This is a genomic window from Rhizobium sp. CFBP 13726 (genome assembly GCF_014841925.1).
In the GTDB taxonomy this organism is placed as follows: Bacteria; Pseudomonadota; Alphaproteobacteria; order Rhizobiales; family Rhizobiaceae; genus Neorhizobium; species Neorhizobium soli.
This window is the reverse complement of sequence record NZ_JACYUU010000019.1, coordinates 1-558: the sequence shown is the minus strand read 5'-3', so window position 1 is coordinate 558 and position 558 is coordinate 1. Positions and strand designations below refer to the sequence as shown.

Here is a 558-nt window from a genome sequence, read left to right as displayed (position 1 = left end):
TGGTTGCGGGGGCAGGATTTGAACCTGCGGCCTTCAGGTTATGAGCCTGACGAGCTACCGGGCTGCTCCACCCCGCGCCAAGCGAATTTGGCATTGCCAAATTTCGCGTCTGCGTCACGGCCATGCCGTGATGCCTGTGCCGGAGCAAATCCGAAGGATTTGTCTCCTTTGAGGGACGCACCGGCTACAGACCGAACGTCCCGTTATTTCGTTAAACCCCAGCAACGACAAAAGGCCGCTTTGGGAGCGGCCCTTGGTTTGGCCAGGGGCCGGTTTGTTATGTGTGAGAAGATTGTTTGGTCCATCCTTATGGATGGCATTGCCTTTAATAGACCTGGCAGCGACCTACTCTCCCGCGTCTTAAGACGGAGTACCATTGGCGCAGGGGTGTTTCACGGCCGTGTTCGGAAAGGGAACGGGTGCAGCCACCCCGCAATGACCACCAGGTCGATTAAGGGCAATGTATGCGTGGCAATGGGCGACCATTGCAACGCTTTATCGAGAAGCTGGCGGGGGCGAACCCCCTTTTGTCTTAGTTGAACACGTCTTTGTTTGCCG

The 558-nt window shown here is 56.6% G+C and carries 1 tRNA gene and 1 rRNA gene; both read right to left on the bottom strand.

The features are described 5' to 3' along the window. Positions 1 to 77: transfer RNA gene (locus IFT66_RS23345), tRNA-Met, on the bottom strand. 255 nt (positions 78 to 332) lie between these two features. Next, a 5S ribosomal RNA gene (rrf, locus tag IFT66_RS23340) occupies positions 333 to 447 on the bottom strand. Between the last annotated feature and the right edge of the window lie 111 nt (positions 448 to 558).